Annotated in this window: 21 protein-coding genes; 12 read left to right on the top strand and 9 right to left on the bottom strand. The window is 73.9% G+C overall.

What is annotated here, in order from left to right; translation table 11 throughout:
* Positions 1-99 precede the first annotated feature (99 nt).
* Positions 100-714, bottom strand: a complete 615-nt coding sequence (locus GCL84_RS28520) for a DUF7711 family protein (protein WP_156758664.1) — start codon at positions 712-714, stop codon at positions 100-102.
* Positions 715-841: 127 nt separating this feature from the next.
* On the opposite strand from GCL84_RS28520, the gene GCL84_RS28515 reads away from it, so the two are divergent.
* The 4 genes from GCL84_RS28515 to GCL84_RS28500 all read left to right on the top strand — a co-directional run bounded on the left by GCL84_RS28515 (position 842) and on the right by GCL84_RS28500 (position 4,834).
* Entirely contained in the window at positions 842-2,023 is a 1,182-nt protein-coding gene (locus tag GCL84_RS28515; protein WP_235926817.1) for a cytochrome P450, read from the top strand.
* Between the two features lie 2 nt (positions 2,024-2,025).
* On the top strand, positions 2,026-2,244 hold the full coding sequence (locus tag GCL84_RS28510) for a ferredoxin (RefSeq protein WP_197523575.1): 219 nt from the start codon (positions 2,026-2,028) through the stop codon (positions 2,242-2,244).
* A 272-nt stretch (positions 2,245-2,516) separates the two neighbouring features.
* Positions 2,517-2,894, top strand: a complete 378-nt coding sequence (locus tag GCL84_RS28505) for an STAS domain-containing protein (RefSeq protein WP_156758662.1) — start codon at positions 2,517-2,519, stop codon at positions 2,892-2,894.
* On the top strand, positions 2,891-4,834 hold the full coding sequence (locus GCL84_RS28500; RefSeq protein WP_156758661.1) for an ATP-binding SpoIIE family protein phosphatase: 1,944 nt from the start codon (positions 2,891-2,893) through the stop codon (positions 4,832-4,834). Before GCL84_RS28505 ends, GCL84_RS28500 begins: the two co-directional genes overlap by 4 nt.
* Positions 4,835-5,673: 839 nt before the next feature.
* On the opposite strand, the gene GCL84_RS28495 is transcribed toward GCL84_RS28500, so the two are convergent.
* Together GCL84_RS28495 and hisG are read right to left on the bottom strand one after the other, a co-directional pair.
* Positions 5,674-6,366 carry an alpha/beta hydrolase family protein gene (locus GCL84_RS28495; RefSeq protein WP_156758660.1) on the bottom strand — a complete coding sequence of 231 codons (693 nt, stop codon included), beginning with the start codon at positions 6,364-6,366 and terminating at the stop codon, positions 5,674-5,676.
* Positions 6,366-7,217: an ATP phosphoribosyltransferase gene (hisG, locus tag GCL84_RS28490; RefSeq protein WP_197523588.1), complete on the bottom strand. Its 852-nt coding sequence runs from the start codon at positions 7,215-7,217 to the stop codon at positions 6,366-6,368. The genes GCL84_RS28495 and hisG overlap by 1 nt, the downstream gene beginning before the upstream one ends.
* Before the next feature lie 164 nt (positions 7,218-7,381).
* Here hisG and GCL84_RS28485 point away from each other — a divergent pair, with 164 nt between their 5' ends.
* The 5 genes from GCL84_RS28485 (at position 7,382) to GCL84_RS28465 (ending at position 11,892) form a co-directional block, all read left to right on the top strand.
* Positions 7,382-8,647, top strand: a complete 1,266-nt coding sequence (locus tag GCL84_RS28485; RefSeq protein ID WP_156758658.1) for a serine hydrolase domain-containing protein — start codon at positions 7,382-7,384, stop codon at positions 8,645-8,647.
* Positions 8,644-9,747 carry a sensor histidine kinase gene (locus GCL84_RS28480; RefSeq protein WP_156758657.1) on the top strand — a complete coding sequence of 368 codons (1,104 nt, stop codon included), beginning with the start codon at positions 8,644-8,646 and terminating at the stop codon, positions 9,745-9,747. Before GCL84_RS28485 ends, GCL84_RS28480 begins: the two co-directional genes overlap by 4 nt.
* Positions 9,744-10,379: a response regulator gene (locus GCL84_RS28475; RefSeq protein WP_156758656.1), complete on the top strand. Its 636-nt coding sequence runs from the start codon at positions 9,744-9,746 to the stop codon at positions 10,377-10,379. Before GCL84_RS28480 ends, GCL84_RS28475 begins: the two co-directional genes overlap by 4 nt.
* Before the next feature lie 77 nt (positions 10,380-10,456).
* Positions 10,457-11,011 carry an ArsR/SmtB family transcription factor gene (locus GCL84_RS28470; protein ID WP_156758655.1) on the top strand — a complete coding sequence of 185 codons (555 nt, stop codon included), beginning with the start codon at positions 10,457-10,459 and terminating at the stop codon, positions 11,009-11,011.
* Positions 11,008-11,892 (top strand): SRPBCC family protein, encoded by an 885-nt coding sequence (locus tag GCL84_RS28465; RefSeq protein WP_156758654.1) that lies wholly within the window; start codon positions 11,008-11,010, stop codon positions 11,890-11,892. The genes GCL84_RS28470 and GCL84_RS28465 overlap by 4 nt, the downstream gene beginning before the upstream one ends.
* 38 nt (positions 11,893-11,930) lie before the next feature.
* Here the strand turns inward: GCL84_RS28465 and GCL84_RS28460 are convergent, their stop codons facing one another.
* Entirely contained in the window at positions 11,931-12,398 is a 468-nt protein-coding gene (locus tag GCL84_RS28460; protein ID WP_156758653.1) for an ATP-binding protein, read from the bottom strand.
* A gap of 87 nt (positions 12,399-12,485) precedes the next feature.
* Positions 12,486-13,802 carry an MFS transporter gene (locus tag GCL84_RS28455; protein ID WP_197523574.1) on the bottom strand — a complete coding sequence of 439 codons (1,317 nt, stop codon included), beginning with the start codon at positions 13,800-13,802 and terminating at the stop codon, positions 12,486-12,488.
* A 101-nt stretch (positions 13,803-13,903) separates the two neighbouring features.
* On the opposite strand from GCL84_RS28455, the gene GCL84_RS28450 reads away from it, so the two are divergent.
* Together GCL84_RS28450 and GCL84_RS28445 are read left to right on the top strand one after the other, a co-directional pair.
* A complete protein-coding gene (locus GCL84_RS28450; RefSeq protein WP_156758652.1) occupies positions 13,904-14,386 on the top strand; it encodes a DUF6292 family protein in 483 nt (160 codons plus the stop codon).
* Between the two features lie 230 nt (positions 14,387-14,616).
* Entirely contained in the window at positions 14,617-15,630 is a 1,014-nt protein-coding gene (locus GCL84_RS28445; protein ID WP_156758651.1) for a Ppx/GppA phosphatase family protein, read from the top strand.
* A 6-nt stretch (positions 15,631-15,636) separates the two neighbouring features.
* Here GCL84_RS28445 and GCL84_RS28440 read toward each other — a convergent pair whose 3' ends face one another.
* From GCL84_RS28440 to GCL84_RS30460, 4 genes are all read right to left on the bottom strand, one after another.
* Complete coding sequence (locus tag GCL84_RS28440) at positions 15,637-15,993, bottom strand: STAS domain-containing protein (protein ID WP_197523573.1); 357 nt, start codon at positions 15,991-15,993, stop codon at positions 15,637-15,639.
* Positions 15,994-16,159: 166 nt separating this feature from the next.
* On the bottom strand, positions 16,160-16,810 hold the full coding sequence (locus GCL84_RS28435) for a helix-turn-helix transcriptional regulator (protein ID WP_156758649.1): 651 nt from the start codon (positions 16,808-16,810) through the stop codon (positions 16,160-16,162).
* A complete protein-coding gene (locus GCL84_RS30465) occupies positions 16,807-17,313 on the bottom strand; it encodes a hypothetical protein (protein WP_235926815.1) in 507 nt (168 codons plus the stop codon). Before GCL84_RS30465 ends, GCL84_RS28435 begins: the two co-directional genes overlap by 4 nt.
* Positions 17,310-17,783 carry an SDR family NAD(P)-dependent oxidoreductase gene (locus tag GCL84_RS30460; protein WP_235926814.1) on the bottom strand — a complete coding sequence of 158 codons (474 nt, stop codon included), beginning with the start codon at positions 17,781-17,783 and terminating at the stop codon, positions 17,310-17,312. Before GCL84_RS30460 ends, GCL84_RS30465 begins: the two co-directional genes overlap by 4 nt.
* 93 nt (positions 17,784-17,876) lie before the next feature.
* Here GCL84_RS30460 and GCL84_RS28425 point away from each other — a divergent pair, with 93 nt between their 5' ends.
* Positions 17,877-18,419 (top strand): TetR/AcrR family transcriptional regulator, encoded by a 543-nt coding sequence (locus GCL84_RS28425; RefSeq protein ID WP_156758648.1) that lies wholly within the window; start codon positions 17,877-17,879, stop codon positions 18,417-18,419.
* Positions 18,420-18,433 lie beyond the last annotated feature (14 nt).

Here is an 18,433-nt window from a genome sequence, read left to right as displayed (position 1 = left end):
GGGCGAGCGCGGTGTAGATCGGGTTCGGATCGGCGGTCTTGGGCACGGGTCCTCCTCGGGGTGGTCTTGACCGGCGCGGATAGCCGCTCTGACCAGGGTTTACACCTGTTTGGCCCAACTTTCTCCGGTTTTGGTCACGCTCAGCACATCGAGGTACCCGGCGGACGCCTGCCAGAGGGCGTCGGCGACCGGCTCCAGCTTGCCCGGCCGCCACCTCCGGTCCTGGTAGGCGGCGGTGCGCTCGACCAGCGCGGCGTGGCTGATCCGCAGCTCAGCGGCCATGCGCGCGTCCCGGTCGGCCGGGGCGGGCGCGCGGACGCGCTCGCCGTCGCCTGCCCGCAGCGCGGCGAGCGCGTCCTCGTCCAGGCCGTCGGTGACAGTCCACACACGAGCGGGCCGTTCCAGGATGTGGTTCCAGACCGGGGCGTGCGCGGAGCGCCAGCGGACCGCCAGCGGCGACTGGGCCAGCTTCACCGCGTTGCCCCAGTGCGTGGCGCCCGCGGGCTCCACCAGCCACGGCACCTCCTCGGCGGGCAGGTCGACCTCGAGGGCCACCAGCGCGGAGTCCACGTCGTCGGCGGCCGGGCCCAGCAGCCCGCCCGCCACCCACAGCCCGACCACCCGCAGCGGGAAGATCGTCGCGGGCTTGGCGGCCATCCCGGCGCACGCCGAGGCCAGGTGTTCGACGTGGTGCACTGCGCGGTTCCACTTCACCCGGGCCATCCTGCCGCACCGTCCACACTGTCACTTGCCGTGTTCGGGCGTTGACGCTGAGCATCCTTCGTCCTACCTTTGTCGGCAGGCGCCCCACCGACGCCGGACGCTGCCGAGGGGACTTGCGTTGACGAGCGTGCAGACCTACCCGTTCAACGAGGCGGAGGGCATCGAGCTGTCCCCGCGCTACCGCGAGGCGCGGGAGGCGCCCGGGATGCTCCGGGTGCGGCTGCCCTTCGGCGAGCCCGCCTGGCTGGCCACCCGGTACGAGGACGTGCGGCTGGTGCTGGGCGACCGCCGGTTCAGCCGGGCCATGGCCGCGGCGCGGGACGAGCCCCGCAGCAGCCCCTACCGCCGTCCCGGCGGCATCCTCGCGATGGACCCGCCGGACCACACCCGGCTGCGGGTGCTCGTGGCGGGCGCGTTCACCGTGCGGCGGGTGGAGAAGCTGCGCCCGTGGGTGCGCGAGATCACCGGCGGGCTCATCGACGCCATGCGGGCCGCGGGCGGGCCGGTCGACCTCGTCGACGCCTTCGCGCTGCCGCTGCCGGTCCAGGTCATCTGCGAGCTGCTCGGCGTCCCCGCCGAGGACCGCCACCGCTTCCGGGTGTGGAGCGACGCGCTGCTGTCGACCTCGTCGCTGACCGAGGAGGAGTTCGGCGCCAACCACGGGGAGCTGCGCGAGTACATGGGCGACCTGGTCCGCCTGCGCCGCGCCGAGCCGCGCGACGACCTGATGAGCGCGCTGATCGCCGCGCGCGCCGAGAACACCGAGCGGCTCACCGAGCTGGAGCTGGTCGACCTGTGCGTCGGCGTGCTCGTCGCGGGCCACGAGACGACCGCGACCCAGATCCCCAACTTCGTGCACGTGCTGCTCGCCCACCCCGAGCGGTGGGCCGCGCTGGTGGCCGACCAGGAGGAGGTGGTCCCCGCCGTCGAGGAGCTGATGCGCTTCGTGGCGCTCGGCGCGGGCGGCGCCTTCCCCCGCTACGCCACCGAGGACGTCGAGGTCGGCTCGGTCACCGTCCGCGCGGGCGAGCCCGTCCTGGTCTCGATCGCCTCGGCAAACCACGACGACGCCCGCTTCGCCTGCGCCGACGAGTTGCGCTTCGACCGCGAGGAGACCTCCCACCTGGGCTTCGGCCACGGCGTGCACCACTGCCTCGGCGCGCCGCTGGCCCGGCTCGAGCTGCAGGAGGCCCTGCGCGGCCTCGCCGCCCGCCTGCCCGGCCTGCGCGAGGCCGAGGCCCCGCGGTGGAAGACCCAGATGCTGGTGCGCGGGCCGCGCCGGATGATGGTGCGGTGGTGACCATGACCTGGACGATCAACGTCGACGCCGCCGCCTGCCTGGGCTCGGGCATGTGCGCGGGCGCCCGCCCCGACGCCTTCACCCTCGACGGCCCCAAGGCCAGGCCGCTCACCCCCACGGCCGACCCCGACGAGTCGCTGCTCGACATCGCCGACTCGTGCCCGGCCGCGGCCATCACGATCACCGACGCGGACGGTGGGGAACTGGCTCCCCGGGACTGACCGTGGTGGCGCGCCGCCGCCACTGGATATCCGGCTCGGGTCGACCGGCGGGGGCGCCTGGCCCGGGCGCGGCGCCGGCTTGCTGGGGGGACACGCCTGGTCACGGTCCAGGTCAGCCGGTGGTGCGGTGGCGTGGTCGGGGGGCTGATCGGTGGTGTCGGCTCGTGCCAGGGGGCGGGGGTGCGCCCGCTGTCCGGGGGCTGGGTTGGGGGAGGGGCGATCCGGGCTGCCCGGGGGCGACATCGTCGACCGCAGAAGGCAGGATGTGCGGCATGAGCGAGTCCGACAGCCCCATGTCGCCCGCGGGTCGGGTGGAGAGTTCGGCAGGTTCGGTCGAGCTGGTGCCCGGGGACGCGGTGACCGTCCTGCGGGTCAGCGGCGCGCTCGACCTCGCCCTGGCCCCCAAGCTGCAGCAGCTCGTCGACCGCGCCGAGCGGGCGGCGGAGAGCACGCCGCTGGTCATCGACTTGACCTCGGTGGACTTCCTGGCCTCGGCGGGGATGTCCGTCCTCGTGCGCGCCCACCAGCAGTGGCCGACCCTGCGGGTGGTCGCCGAGGGGCGGGTGGTGCTGCGTCCGCTGCAGATGACCAGGCTGACCGATGTGCTCGACATCTACCCCTCGCTCGACGCGGCCGTGGCGGGACGGTGAGCGCTCCTGTCGCCGCCGGGTTCGAGGGGTTGATCGCCGCGGCCCGGGCCGCCTTCCGCGGGCCGGACGGCGGGCAGGTGGCGGTGCGGACCAGGGAGCTGGATCCCGCGCTGCTGGCCCCGGTCGACGGGCTGGCGCTGGTCGTGGCGGACGCGGCGCTGCTCGCGGCCGCGGCGCCGGGGGAGGTGGTGACCGGGGCGCTGGCGGTGGCCAACGGCGAGCGCGCGGTCCTGCTGACCACCGATGTGCCCGTCGGCGACCGGCACGAGGTGGTGGCGACGGTCGTCGGGGCGGCGACGGCCGAGCTGGCCGCGGCGATGCGCGCGGAGGCGGCAGTGGTCGACGCGCTGCACTCCATCGGGCGGCGGCTGACCGCGCAGCTCGACATCGACCTGCTGGTGCAGGACGCCACCAACGCGGCGACGACCTCGACCGGGGCGCAGTTCGGCGCGTTCTTCTACAACCTGATCAACGAGTACGGCGAGTCCTACACCCTCTACACCCTCTCCGGCGTCCCGCGCGAGGCGTTCTCCCGCTTCCCGATGCCGCGCAACACCCAGGTCTTCGCCCCGACCTTCGACGGCGACGGCACGGTGCGCAGCGAGGACATCACCGCCGACCCGCGCTTCGGGCACAACAAGCCCTACTTCGGCATGCCCTCCGGCCACCTGCCGGTGCGCAGCTACCTGGCCGTCTCGGCGATCAGCCCGACCACCGGCGAGGTGCTCGGCGGGTTCTTCTTCGGCCACTCCGACCCCGGCCGGTTCACCGCCCGGCACGAGTACCTGGCCGAGGGCATCGCAGGCTACGCCGCGATCGCGCTGGACAACGCGCGGCTGTTCAACCGGGAGGCGAACATGGCCAGGGAGCTGTCCCGGGCGATGCTGCCCGAGGCGCCCCGGGTGCCCGGCCTGGACATCGTCACCCGGTACCTGCCCGCGGCCACCGGCGGCAAGATCGGCGGCGACTGGTTCGACGTGCTCGCCCTGCCCTCGGGGGCCACCGCGTTCGTCATCGGCGACGTGGTCGGGCACGGGGTGGCCGCGGCGGCGGTGATGGGGCAGGTGCGCACCGCGATCCGCTCCTACGCGCTGCTGGAGATGAACCCCCCGGAGCTGCTGCGCAACGTCTCCCAGTTGGTCTCGGCGCTGCCCGAGGCCACCTTCGTCACCTGCTTCTACGCCGTGCACGACCCGGTGGCCGAGCGGCTCGTCTACGCCAACGCCGGGCACCTGCCCGCCGTGCTGGTGCGCCCGGACGGCGCCGTGGAGCAGATCGGCGAGGCGATGGCCCAGCCGCTGGGCGTCGGGCGCGAGTTCCCCACGGCGCACACCGGCTTCGCGGCGGGCTGCGACCTGGTGCTCTACACCGACGGCCTGGTCGAGAGCCGCTCCCGGGACCTGGCCGTGGGCATCGAGTGGCTGGTGCGCGGCCTGTCCGGCGTCCGCGCGGCGCTCGACACCGGCACCGCCTGCGACCAGCTCATCGCCGACCTGACCGGTGGGGCCCACGACGACGACATCGCCCTCATCCACGTCCACCACGCCGGGGCGCGGGCGCGCTTCCACCGCTCGGTGCCCGCCGACCCGGACCACCTCGTCGCCGTGCGGCTCGACCTCGCGCGGTGGCTGGACGGGCAGGGCGTGTCGCCGATGCTGACCGACGACATCGTGCTGGCGGGCTACGAGGCGATGGCGAACTCCGTCGAGCACGGGTACCGCGACAACCCGGACGGCGTGCTCGACGTCCTGGCCGTGCGCCGCGGCGCCGAACTGGAACTCACCGTCACCGACCACGGCGCGTGGAAGCGACCCGACCCGCTGGACACCACCAGGGGCCGGGGCCTGCCGATGATCGACACGCTCGCGCACACCAGCACCACCACCCGCCGCGCCGACGGCACCACGGTCACGATGGGCTGGACCCTGCCAACCGGCTGACCTCCCCGACGCCGGGACCAAGGCACGCGAGATGCCCGCCCGTGGCGAGGGTGATCAGCCAGTCAGCTCGGTGACCGCACCCGCTCGCCGCGACCGACGTCGTGCACGCAGATCACCGGAACGCCGATCGGCGACGATGAGGCACAGTGGCCGCACGACCCGATCACTCTCACCACCACTTTCACGACCACCCGCGCGACACCAAACCCCACCACACCACTGGGCAATGCCACTTACTTAGCCCGACGTGTGGGCTGTGGGGGCGTGCGTGGTGATGGTGGCCGCGGAGATCGAGGCGTGGAAGCGTTCCGAACGCGAGGACACCGCACGACCGTGCCTGTCGACCACACCCTGGTTCGGGTCCCCGAGCACGAGGTCCCGAGCAAGGGTGGCACAACCGAGCCCATCCGGTTGCTCACCACCCTCCAACCGTGTTCCCCACACCCCGAAACAGCGCGGCAACAGACCCGGGCGCTGTTGCGCATCCACCAACCCCGTGCGCGAGGCGACCGAGCAAGCCGACACCGACCGGACCCCCTTCACCCGAACCCTCCACCACCACACCCGTCCCACCGGGCAAAACACTAAGTAAGTGGCATTGACCACTGGGGGCGTCCCGATGCCCATTCTATCGGCCCACCCCTCACCGCACCCCAAAGTTGATCATGCCTGTGGACAACTTCTGACCCGGCCAAAGTCCGCTCGGGGAACCCCGGATCACCAACATGCGGCGGCGTAGGCATCGAGCAGGCCGCTGAGGAGGTCTGCGTCCATATCTCGCCGTGCTGTGGCGATGACGTCGACCACCCCCGGTCAGCGGCCACCCGCCGCGCCCACGGTCACGATGGGCTGGACCCTGCCAACCGGCTGATCTCCTCGATCGCGACCGCCCACGCCTGCGAGTCGGGGTCGAGGAACGCGAAGTGCCCGCCCGTGGCGAGGGTGACCAGCCGGTCGCCGGTCAGTTCGGTGAACGCGGTGCTCTGCGCGATCGGCACCCGGTCGTCGTCGGCGGCGTGCACGCAGGTCACCGGCACGCCGATCGGGGCGAGGGCGAGGGGTGACGCGGCGGCGTAGGTGTCGGGCAGGTCGTCGGGGTGGCCGCCGAGGAACTGCCGGGTCGCGCCCTCGCCCAGGTCTTGCCGTGCCGCGGCGACGACGTCGAGCACGCCCGCCAGGCAGACCACGCCCGCCACCGCGCCGCGCTTGGCCAGGCACACCGCGAGCTGCCCGCCCGCGGAGTGGCCGACGGCGAACACCGGCCGGTCCCCGCCCAGCGCGGCGCGCGCGGCGGCCACGTCGTCGAGGCTGGTCGGCCAGCCGCCGCCGTCGCCGACCCGTCGGTACCCGGTGTTGGCCACGGCGAACCCGGCGGCCACCAGCGACGGCACCAGCGGCCTGCTCAGCTCCAGGCCGTGCCGGGCCCGCCAGTAGCCGCCGTGCACCAGCAGGACGACCGCGTCGGCGCGGGTGTCGGGCTCGGTCAGCTCGACGACCTGCGCCGGGTGCCCGCCGTAGGCCAGCGGGCGCATCAGATGCGGCTGGACTCCAAGGGGGTCACCAGGATCGCCCTGGCGCCGACCTCCCACAGCTCGTCCATCACGAACGGCGCCCGCTCGCGCGGCACCAGCGAGCGCACGGCCACCCAGCCTGCGCGGGCCAGCGGTGACACCGTCGGCGCCTCGATGCCCGGGGTCAGCGCGCACGCGGCGTCCTGGGCCTCGACCGGGCAGTCGAAGTCGACCATGACGTACTGGCGGGCGATGAGCACGCCCTTGAGCCTGCGGCACAGCCGCTCGAACGCGATCCGCTCGTCGGCGCCGAGGTCGGGGCGCTCGACGAGCACAGCCTCCGAGCGCAGGATCGGGTCGCCGAACACGGCCAGGCCGGAGTTGCGCAGGCTGGTGCCGGTCTCCACCACGTCGGCCACCGCGTCGGCGATGCCCAGCCGGACCGAGGTCTCCACGGCGCCGTCGAGCTTCACCAGCCGCACGGTCACCCCCAGCTCGGCCAGGTACTTCTGCACCAGCGTCGGGTACGAGGTGGCGACCCGCAGGCCCTCCAGGTCGGTCGCGCCGGTCAGCGTGTCCGGGCGGGCGGCGAACCGGAAGGTCGAGGCCGAGTAGCCCAGCTCCATGACCTCCCTGGCGCCCGCGTCGGCGTCGATGAGCAGGTCGCGGCCGGTGAACCCGGCGTCGAGGGTGCCGGAGCCGACGTACACCGCGATGTCGCGGGGACGCAGGAAGTAGAACTGCACGTCGTTGCGGGCGTCGTCGATCATCAGCTCGCGGTTGGACCGATGCACCCGGTACCCCGCGGCGGTGAGCAACTGCTCGGAGGGGACGCTGAGCGACCCCTTGTTGGGCACGGCGATTCGAAGCATGGTCACGTGCTCGGAGTCTGCCACACCGCACCGGGTCCGCGTCGAGGTGACCCTGGCCGCTTTCGAGTGGATTGACGCTGGTCACGACCCCCTTCCTTGGTAGGGGGTGAGGCCGTGCGTCCGCCGGTCGTGCCGGGGGCCGGGAGCTCCCTAGCGTCGCCACCATGAAGTCGACCGCCATCGCACTCGCCCTGGCCCTCTCCCCGGTCGCCGCCCCGGCGGACCTGGCGGGCTCGGTCGAGCGCTACCTCGACCACACCGGCCTGCCCGGCGCCGTCGTCGCCGTCACCCGGGGGACCGAGGTCCTGCTCGCCCGCGGGTTCGGCCACGACGCCACCGGCGCGCCGCTCACCGGGGCCTCGGAGGTGCCCATCGCGTCGCTGAGCAAGTCCTTCACCGCCCTCGCCGTCCTGTCCGCGGGCGTCGACCTGGACCGCCCCGTCAGCCAGTACCTCGACTTCCGGATGGCCGACCCCGCGGCCGAGCGGATCACCACCCGGCAGTTGCTCACCCACACCTCCGGCATGGCCGACAGCGCCTACCCGGAGCTCGCCCTCGACTCCCCGCGCACGCTGTCCGAACTGGTCACCCGCCTGCGCGACGCGCCGCTGGCGGGTGAACCGGGCGGGCGGTTCCGCTACCACAACCCGAACTACCAGGTGGCCGCCCGACTGGTCGAGGTCGTCACCGGCCGGCCGTTCGCCGATGTGTTGCGGGACAACGTGTTGGTCCCCGCGGGCATGGACTCGACCCGCACCGTGGACATGGCCGCCGAACTGGACTTGCACGGGCACGTCCGCGCGTACGGGGTGCCCGTGCCCGCCGACGAGCCGGACTGGTTCCTCGGCGGCAGCCACGGGATGGCCTCGACGGCCGCGGACCTGGCGCGGTGGCTGGTGTTCCAGGCGCGCGGCGGCGAGGCGGTGGAGCGCACGCACCGGGAGGAGATGGGCTGGCGCGCCGAGGGCGACCGGGTCAGCCACAGCGGCGACCTGTTCACCTACACCAGCCACCAGATCCTGTCCGCGGACCTCGGCGTCGCCGTCGTCGCGCCGACGGGCGTCGCCTTGGAGAGCGACGCCACACTGCTCGCGCAAGTGCTCTTCGGCGGGGCCGAGCCGCGCTGGCCCGCGGGCGTCGTCGGCGACTGGGTGCTGGGAGGGCTGACGCTCGCGGCGGTGGGCGCGGGGGTCGTCGGCGTGGTCCGGTCGCGTCGGCCGCGGGCGTGGTGGCGGTCGCTGTGGCTGGCGACCCCCGTGCTGGGCCTGGTGTTCCTGACCGACGCCGTGGGCTTCGTGTTCGGGGGGCGGCGGATCTCGTTCGACCGGTTGATGCTGTCCTGGCCCGCGCTGGTGGTGTTCGCGGCCGTCGCGGCGTCGTGTGGTGTGGTTGTGCTGGGCGCGCGCCTGAGAGGACGGTGGGGTCGGTGAAGTGGATCGGGGTGCTCGCCGCGGTCCACGGCGTCGGCGCGCTGTGGGGGCGGTTCGAGTGGTGGTGGGTCCTGGGCGTCGCGGTCGTGGCGGTGGCGGGGGAGTGGCTGCCGGTCGTGGCCGGTGGGGCGGCGGTGGCGGTGGCCCTGGTGGACGGTGTCGGGCTGTACGACTCGGCGCTGCTGCCCCTGGTGGTGGTCGGGTGCTTCGTCGCGGGGCGGGAGGCGTGGGCGTGGGTCGGCGTCACGGTCGCGGGCGCGGTCGGTGTCGTGCTGGGGCTGGACAGCGCGTGGACGTGGTCGCTGATGGTGGCGACGCTGGTCGCCGCGGGGGTGTTGCCGTTGCTGGCCGGCCGGGAGCGCGCGCTCTACCACCGGGCGGTCGAGACGACCTGGGCCCGGGAACAGGAGCGCGTGACCGCCGCCGAGCGCGCCCGCACCGCCCGCGACATGCACGACTCCCTCGGGCACGACCTCGCTGTCGTCGCCCTGCGCGCCGGGGCCCTAGAGCTGGCCCCCGACCTGCCCGACCGCCACCGCGCCGAGGCGCGGGCCCTGCGCGCCGCCGCGGGCGCGGCCACCGAACGCCTGCGCGACATCATCTCCCTGGCCGACGCGCCGTTCCCGGCGCTGGCGGACCTGGTGTCGGCGTCCGGCTTGCCGGTCACCCTGTCGGAGCGGGGGGACGCGCCGTCCGCGGTGGAGGAGGTGGTGTTCCGGGTGGTGCAGGAGGGGTTGACGAACGCGGCCAAGCACGCGCCGGGAGCGGCGGTGGAGGTCGAGGTGGAGCACGGCGAGGGGGAGAGCGCGGTGCGGGTGTTCACCGGTGTGAGCCCGGCTGACGGGGCTGTCGGCGGCGGACGGGGGCTCGACGGGTTGCGGGAGCGGGCCCGGCTGGCGGGCGGCGAGTGCGTCGCGGGACCGGTGGCGGGCGGGTTCGAGATCCGCGCCGGCCTCCCGCACGCCCCGCCCGCGGCGCCCACCGCCGAACGGGAGCTGGCGCGGCGCAGGCTGCGCGTCCTGGTCAGGCCGCTGGCCGTCAGCGCGGTGCTGGGGCTGGTGCTCGTGGCGGTCGTCTCCGGGTTGGACGTGCTGGCGTGATCCGGGTGCTGCTCGCCGACGACGAGCCGCTGATCCGGGCCGGGGTGCGCGCGGTGCTGGCGACCGACCCCGGCATCGAGGTGGTCGCCGAGGCCGCCGACGGGCAGCGGGCGGTGGAGCTGGCGCGGGCGCACCGGCCCGACGTCGTCCTGCTCGACATCCGGATGCCCGTGCTGGACGGGCTCACGGCCGCCGAGCGCATCCAGGGCCCCGGGATCGCCGTGCTCACCACCTTCGGCGAGGACGAGAACATCGCCCGCGCCCTGGCCGCGGGCGCCTCCGGCTTCCTGCTCAAGGGCGGCGACCCGCGCGACCTCATCGCCGGGGTGCGGGCGGTCGCGGAGGGGGCGGCGTTCCTGTCGCCGCCGGTCGCCCGCCGGGTCATCGCCCGCCTCGACCCGGCCAGGGCGACGCGGGCCGCGCGGGCGCGGGAGCTGGTCGCCGCGCTCACCCCGAGGGAGCGCGACGTCCTCGCCGGGGTGGCGGCGGGCAAGCCGAACCGGCGGATCGCCCGCGACCTGCGGCTGGTCGAGTCCACGGTCAAGGCGCACGTCAGCGCCATCCTCACCCGCCTCGACGCGGAGAACCGGGTGCAGGCGGCGCTGATCGCCTACGAGGCGGGCCTCGCCTAGCTCCCGGCGGCATGACGGAGGAGTTCGGCACGGGGACTTGACAAAAACTTCTTTGAACGTAAAAAATAGTTCTTGCCATGAGAGACATCCACTACCTCGACCGCCTGGACCAGGCCGAGGCCCTGCTCAAGCCGCACCGCGTCGACGTGCTGCGCCAACTCGCCGAGCCCCGGTCCTGCGCCGAGGTCGCCGCCGCGCTGGGGCAGACGCCGCAGCGGGTGCACTACCACGTGAAGAAGCTGGTGGAGGCCGGGCTCGTCGCCCAGGTGTCCGACCGGCGGGTGCGCGCGGTGACCGAGGCCGTGTACCAGGCGACCGCGCGGTCGTACTGGCTCTCACCCGCGCTCGTCGGCCGCATCGGCGGCAGGCGGGAGCGCGACGAGTTGAACCTGGGGCACCTGCTGGACCTGGTCGAACAGGTCCAGGTGGACATCGCCGCGCTCGACCGGGCCCGGCCCGAGCTGCCCTCGCTGGGGGTCGCGGGGGAGATCCGCGTGCCCCCGGAGAACAGGGAGGCGTTCCTCGCCGACCTGCGCACGACGTTGCAAGACCTGTTCACCCGCCACGGCGGCGCGGAGGGGGACCCCTTCGCCCTGGTCGTGGCGTGTTACCCGAAGGAGAGCCAGACATGACCGAGAACGTCGAGTACAGCCTGCGCCTGCCCGCCGGGGTGGACCGGGTGCGCGCGGCGCTGACCGACCCGGCCCAGCTCCGCGTCTGGTTCGCCGAGCACGCCGAGGTCGAGCTGCCCGACACCTACCGGTTCTGGGGCCGCAACACCATCGACGGCGCTGACGGCGCTGACGGCCCCGCGCAGAGGCTGCTCGCCGCCGACGACACCACCCTCCGGTTCACCTGGACCATCGAGGGCACCGAGACCACCGTCGACATCGCCCTCGAGGCCGAGGACGACGACACCACCGTCCTGTCGCTGACCCAGGACGGGTTCCCCGGCTGGGGTGTCGTCGCCTCGGGCGGCGGCGGCACGATCGGCCTGATCGGCACCTACTGGGCGCTGGCGCTGGCCAACCTCGCCGACCACGTCGCGGGCCGCGAGGTCGGCCCGCTGCCCGACTTCGCCACCACCGACCTGCGCGCCGAATACCTCGTCGACGCCAGCCCGGAGCGGGTCTTCACCGCGCTGACCGACCCGGCCCAGTTCGCGCGGTGGTTCAACTTCCCGGTCGAGCTGGAGCTCGAGGTCGGCGGCCGGTGGGCGATGGGCGGGTTCGACAACAACCCCGACCCGGCCCGCATCGTCGAGCTGGAGCCCAACCGCAGGATGTCCATCGACTTCGGCAGCGGCGTCGGCACCTCCACGTGGGAGCTGGAGGGCAGCGGCGGCAAGACCAAGCTGGTCTTCTCCAACAGCGGCTTCGACACCGCCGACATGCCCTGGGCGGGCTGGCTCGGCTGGCTGTCCGGGTTCGCCGAGCTGCGCAGGCTCGTCGAGCTCGACGCGTGGACCCCGCTGTGGATCGAGGCGGGCGCCGAGGTCCCCGAGGGGGTGTGAGCACGGGCCTGCCGGTCCGGCCGCGCGGCCGGCCCCGGTCAGGCCTGCTCGCAGGGCACCAGCGCCCAGACCGTCTTGCCACCCGCGTTGGGGACCGCGCCCCAGGCCAGGGCCAGTGTCTGCACCAGGAACATGCCCCGGCCGGTGACGGCCTCGACGTCCTTGGGCTTGACCACCGGGTCACCCGGGTTGTGGTCGTCGACCTCGACCAGCAGCACCGAGGCCGTGTTCGTGCGCCAGACCCGCAGCCCGCGCAGGCCGCCGCCGTGCTCGCGGGCGTTGGCCAGGAACTCGCCGCACACCAGGTGCAGCACGTCGAGCGTGCCCTGGCCCAGGTCGGCCAGCCGCTCGGTCAGCGTCCGGCGCAGCTCGGCGGCCAGCGGGATGTCCGGCTGCTCGACGGTCAGGACCACCTCGGTGGCGGGGTGCGCCTCGGTGGCCGGGCGCGGTTCGTCCGGCCTCCCTACCACCGACCGCGTCCCGTCGGCCTCCCGCAACCCCGCCACCTTCTCCCCGCACTGTCCCGGATGGTCACCAGCCCCGGGCGCCCACGTGGACGGAGGTACCCCGGACCGGCCCGGGTGTCACACCGCTCAGCGCTCGGCGGTCTGCCCGTCGGCGCTGAGCGCCGATTCGCGCGAGGTCTCGCGCATCGACCAGTAGACGAGCAGCGACACCAGCGCGCAGCCCGCGACGTAGTAGAAGAACAGCGACTCCACGCCCGCCCGCTTGAGCCACAGGCCGATGTACTCCGCCGTCCCGCCGAAGACCGCCACGGTCAGCGCGTAGGGCAGGCCGACGCCCAGCGCCCGGATGCGCACCGGGAACAGCTCGGCCTTCACGATCGCGTTGACCGAGGTGTAGCCGGTCACCACGACCAGGGCGGCCATCATGATCAGGAACGCCGGGACCGGCGCGGACGTGGTCGACAGCAGCGTCATCAGCGGCACGGTCAGCACCGTGGCCCCGACACCGAAGAACATCAGCAGCGGGCGGCGGCCGATCCGGTCCGACAGCCCCCCGGCCAGCGGCTGGATCACCACGAAGACCAGCAGCGCGGTGAAGTTCACCCAGGCCGCCGTCGACTTGTCGATGCCGCTGGTGTTGACCATGAAGTTCTTCAGGTAGGTCGTGTAGGTGTAGAACGCGACCGTGCCGCCGAGGGTGAGCCCGCAGACCAGCAGGCACTCCTTCGGGTAGCGCAGCAGCACCCGCAGGGTGCCGCGCTCGGCGGCGCTGTCCTTCGCGGCCGCCAGGTAGCTGGTCGACTCGTCCATCGTCGAGCGCAGGTACATCACGGTGACCGCGCCCACCGCGCCGATGACGAACGCGACGCGCCAGCCCCAGTCGCCCATCTGCTCGGCGGTGAGGACCTGCTGCAACACGATCTGCACGCCCAGCGCGACCAGTTGCCCGGCGGTGAGCGTGACGTACTGGAAGCTGGAGTAGTAGCCGCGCCTGTTCGACGTCGCGACCTCGGACAGGTAGGTCGCCGAGGTGGCGTACTCGCCGCCCACGGACAGGCCCTGCAGCAGCCGGGCCAGCAGCAGCATGACCGGCGCGGCGACGCCGATCGTGGCGTAGCCGGGGGTCAGCGCGATGATCAGCGAGCCGAAGCCCATCATCAGCACCGACAGCGTCAGCGCCGCCCGGCGCCCGCGCCTGTCGGCGTACTGCCCCATCAGCCAGCCGCCGAGCGGGCGCATCAGGAACCCGACCGCGAAGATCCCCGCGGTGTTGAGCAGTTGCGCGGTCTGGTCGCCCGCCGGGAAGAAGACGCTGGAGAAGTAGATGCTGAACGCGGTGTAGGCGTACCAGTCGTACCACTCGATGAGGTTGCCGACGGACCCGCGAATCACATTGCTGATCACCCTGCGCTCTTGGTTCTTCCCCAACGGCAGCTCGGTCACGTCGACATCCCCCTTCGCCGCCGGGCAGCTTAGCGGGCACGCAGCGCAGCAAGTCGAACACGGAGCGCGTGAAATTCCCCGATCGGGGGTAACTACCGGGCATGACTTCCGACCACGGGGATCGTCGCCCCTCGCACGACGACCTCGCCGCCGGGCTGCGCGGCTACCTCCAGCAGGTCGCCGACCTCGTCGGGGCCAACCACCGGGCGGGCGCGGCCGAGGTGGGCGGCCGGGGCCTGTCCGACGTCGAGGTCGCCGAGGGCGACGCGGGCTCCGCCGCCTCCGCCAGCCTGCCGCTGCCGCAGCGGCTGTCGTGGTTCCCCGAGCGCCCGCTGTCGCTGGGCTGGGACGAGGAGCACGGCTGGTCCGCCCAGCTCGAGGCCGACCACGGCCACCACAGCCTGCCCGTGTCCTACCTGGGCGTCGACGCGCTGCCCACCCCGCGCGTGGTCGCCTGGTTCCTCAAGGACCTGCTCGCGGGCGGCGACCCGGGTTCGCCCTACCCGCCCGCCATGCGCGACCGGGGTCAGCGCGACGACCTGGCCGAGCGCCTGGTCGCCTACGCCACCCACTCCGACCGCTAGGCCGCGGTGTGGAGGTCCGTGTCCGCGATGGCCGCGCCGGGGCGGCCCCTGGCGGAACGGGACGAAGGCGCCGGTGCGACCCCGGTGCGGGCACTCCCGCCCCGCACCGCCCGGAACCACCCCGTTCACGGCTCTCGTCGAACGAGACCTCCACGACACGGCCCAGCCGGGCGCCCGCCCCTGGGGCGCCGAAGGAGGCGGTCGCGGGAGACGGCGGGTATAAGGACGGCATGCGCAACGGAACCCGGCTCGGGGTCGTCGACGTCGGGTCCAACGCCGCCCAACTGCTGGTGGTGGACGGCCGGTCGGGCTCGGCCCCGCTGGCCTCCTACTCGATGAAGCGCCCCACCGGCCTCTCCGACGAGATCGAGGCGGACGGCACGCTGTCGGCCGAGGGCGTCCGCCGGGTGGTCCACGCGACCTCGGCGGTGGTCGCGCGGGCGCGTTCGCTGGAGGTCGCGGAGCTGTTCGTGTTCGCGACCTCGGCGGTGCGCGACGCGGCCAACCGCGACGAGGTCGTCGACGCCATCCGCGCCGCCACCGGCCTGCGCCCGCAGTTCCTCACCGGCGAGGACGAGGCCAGGCTGACCTACCACGCCGTGCACCGCTGGTACGGCTGGTCGGCCGGTCGCCTGCTGCTGCTCGACATCGGCGGGGGCACGCTGGAGATCGTCCTCGGCCGTGACGCCGAGCCGGAGCTGACCATGTCGCTGCCGCTGGGCGCGGGCCGGATGACCAGGAACTTCCTGCACACGGACCCGCCGACGGACAAGCAAATGCGGCGGGTGGCCAAGCACGTGCGCGAGGGCCTGCGCGAGGCCGTCGAACGGCTGCGCTGGGAGGGGGCGTTCGACCGTGCCATCGCCACGTCGAAGACGTTCAAGCAGCTCGCCCGGCTGGCGGGCGCGCCGCCGCAGAGCGAGGGACCGTTCGCGCGGCGTTCGCTGTCGGTGGACGACCTGGACCGCTGGATCCCGGAGCTGGCGAGCCGGACCAGGGACGACCGCGCCGGGCTGCGCGGGGTGTCGGCCGCGAGGGCGGGTCAGATCGTGGCCGGGGCCGTGGTGGCGCGCACGATGATGGTCGCGCTGGGCGTGCGGAGTGTCGACGTCTGCCCGTGGGCGTTACGGGAGGGCATCATGCTGCACCAGTTGCAGACCAGCCTGTCGCTGACCGACCCGTTGGCGCTGCGCACCGTCCGCCCGATCTCCGACGGCGACGAGGAGACCTGGCAGTCGCGCTGAGCGCGCTCAGGAGGAGCGGCTGGCCGCCAGCGCCGTCTCCAGCGAGTCCACCACGTCGAGCGTGGAGTCCAGCATCGTCAGCGACAGTGCCCGCCGGGCGGGCCCGGAGGCCACGACGCGGAAGGGACAGGCCGCTTTCTCCGCCTCGTTCCTGCCCACGACCAGCGCGGACAGGCCAGCCGACCCGAGGAAGCCGACGCCGCCCAGGTTCGCCACCACGAGGGTGGCCCCCGGGACCTCGGTGGCTTCGGTGAGCGCGTCCGACAACTGCTCCACCGTGGCCAGGTCGACGTCCCCGACCGCGTGCACCACGACCGTCGACCCGATGTGCTCGCGGTGCACAGTCAGTAGCGGACTCGTCACTCGTCCCCATCCCCTCGGCAACATCAAGAGCCCGGCGTGTACCGGGCGAGATCGGGGTACCCATCTCCTGCGGGGCCAAACCCGCCTGCGCGCACGAGGTCATCTGGTCCGCGACCTGCTGGGACGGGTGTTCGGCCCCGCCGGGGCGCGTGGTGGTGGGCAGGGCTCAGGTCGGCAGCCAACCCCGGACCGCGGCCTTCGCGCCCGCCTGGAAGCGGCTGCGCGCGCCCAGCCGGTTGGTGATGTCGGCGACCATCCGCCGCACGGTCCGCACGGAGACCCCCAGCCTGAGCGCGGCCGCGTCGTCGGTGCAGCCCGCAGCGAGCAGCTCGAGCAGGGCGCGCTCCCGGCCGGTCAGCTCCGACCGCCCGGGCACGCCGGTGGCGACCAGGGGGACCGCGGTGGCCCAGACGCGGTCGAACAGGCCGACCATGCCGTCGACGACACCAGGCAGGCGCAGGACCGCGATCCCGGACGCCTCGCTCGGCAGGATGACCGTATCGCGGTCGACCACGACCACGTCGGTGGGCACCTCGGACACGGTGCGGGTGTCGGCCCCGGCCGCGGCCAGGCCGACCAGGCGCGGACCCAGGCCGGGGGCGGTGCGGGCGAGGTCGGGCACCACGACCCGGTAGGCCACGCCGCGGCGCAGGTTGTGGTGGTCGATGCGCCGGGCCGGACCGGTCGGGCAGGCGGCGGCCTGCCCGCTGAGCACGAGGACCTCCTCGGCGGCCTCGGCGAGCAGGGCGTCCAGACCCAGGTTCCGGGAGACGGCCGTGTCGGTGTGGCGCGGCGCGGGTTCCAGCAGTGCGGTCATAGAGATCCCCTCCGGTGTCCTGTCCGGTGCGTGCCCGCGCGGGCCGCCGGGCGAGCACGCCGCCGGGGCCGCCCCCACGGCGGTCCCGGCGGCGCTGTCCGCTCCCGGCCACGGCCGTTCCGGTGGCCTTCCCGCGCACCAACCTGGGTGGGCCCGCTCGGATCGGGCACCGCCGACTCGCACATCGCCGACCCTCCCGTCCCGGCGCGCCACCGCGCCCACTCTCGCGCGCCGGGTATGAGGAATCCTTGACTGCGGGGATAACGCCAGCTCAGCGCCGGTGTGCCGCACGTGGGGGTGAACACCGACTCGGCCCGGTCCCGGGTCGTTGCCATCGCCCAGGCGGTGGCCGCGATCTCCTCCGGGTCGAGCGTGCCGACCTCGCCGTAGCGGCCCGGGTCGGCGGTGACCATCGCGTGGATGTCGCCGCCGCGGACGAGCCCGCCGATGGTGAGGGTGCCCGCGTAGGCGCCCTTGTCGGCCAGGGCGGCGTTGAGGGTCACCGCGTAGTTGCGCGGCGCGGCCGTCGACAGGGCCAGCGCGCCCAGCGGGGCAGCGCCCCCACCGAGCTCAGGCCGCCCGCGAACAGCAGCACCCCGGACCCGCGCGCCACCAAGCCCGGCAGCACGAGCCCGACGGCGTCGACGGCGGGGTGGACCCAGTGGTCCATGGCGTCGCGCACGGCGGCCGAGTCCACCTCGGTGATCGGCCCCGGCGGCGTCCCGCCCCCGCCGGGGCCGTGGTAGAGCACGTCCACCTCGCCGATGTCGGCCAGCGTCGCTGCCAGCGCCGCGCGGTCGCGGACGTCGCAGGCGTGGGTGCTCGCCCGCGCGCCGCCGAGCGCCTCGACGTAGCCCGCGTGGCGGTCGGCGGAGCGGGAGACCAGGGCCAGGTCGAAGCCCTCAGCGGCGAGCCTCTTGGCCATCGACAGGCCGAGTCCCGGGCCGACCCCGAGCACGACAGCGGTGGGCATGGTGTTCCTCCACCAGGTCATTCCGAGGCCACCCTCGGTCGGGCTCGACCCAACACGAAACCGAGGACTGCCTCGGATTGTTAGTGTGGGGGCATGCGAGCGGACGCGGTGCGCAACCGTGCGAAGCTGGTGGCCGCCCCCGCCGAGCTGTTCGGCGCGCGCGGGCTCGACGTGCCGCTCGAGCACGTCGCCGAGCGCGCCGGGGTCGGCATCGCGACCCTCTACGCCCACTTCCCCGGCCGCGCCGACCTGCTCAACGCCGTCGTCCCGGACCGGCTCGCCCGCACCGACCACCTTGTCGAGCGCGCGCTGTCCACCGAGGACCCGTGGGCCGCCTTCGCCGGGTTCCTCGAGGGCCTGTTCGCCATGCAGGCCGACGACCCGGTCCTGCGCGACGCCCTCGCCAACCGGGTCGCCCTCTCCGACGAGATCGCCGAGATCTGCCACCGGTGCCACCGGGCGTCGCTGGCGATCGTCGCCAGGGCCCAGGACGCGGGCGCGCTGCGCCCCGACTTCGGCCCCGCCGACCTGGCCGCGCTGACCACCGCCGTCTCCCAGGTCCTGCGCGAGGCCCCCGACTCCTGGCGCAGGCTGCTCGGCTACGTCCTGGACGGGCTGCGCACCGGGGACGGCTGATCACCCGCGCCGGT

This window comes from Actinokineospora pegani (genome assembly GCF_009745975.1).
Classification (GTDB): Bacteria; Actinomycetota; Actinomycetes; order Mycobacteriales; family Pseudonocardiaceae; genus Actinokineospora; species Actinokineospora pegani.
This window is presented reverse-complemented; position numbering and strand designations above follow the sequence as displayed.